1 protein-coding gene is annotated in these 249 nt (G+C 45.0%); it reads left to right on the plus strand.

Annotated features, from left to right (window positions below; translation table 11 throughout):
* Nucleotides 1-249: hypothetical protein (locus ACRHOC_RS14965; RefSeq protein ID WP_431159421.1), on the plus strand; the 249-nt coding region annotated here is incomplete at both ends.

Consider the following 249-nt stretch of genomic DNA (forward strand, 5'->3'; position numbering starts at 1 on the left):
TCTGAGGCGAGAATCAAAGATGCTAATCCCGATGTTGTATCTGTTATTTATGACAATGTTACTAAGCGCGTTGTCATTACTGATAAGCCTGAGGCTGGTGATATTACGCCACGTGTAGCTTTGCAGATTACCGCTACAACAGGTACATCCCCTTTTACCGCTCCTGTGGTTACAGATGGAGATAACTCTTATGAGGGCGTTTATGGGATGTATGCTTACCTTAACGGGAGTGAGCTGCTCGACATAGGA

This window comes from Winogradskyella poriferorum, from assembly GCF_050618035.1.
GTDB classification, from domain to species: domain Bacteria; phylum Bacteroidota; class Bacteroidia; order Flavobacteriales; family Flavobacteriaceae; genus Winogradskyella; species Winogradskyella poriferorum_A.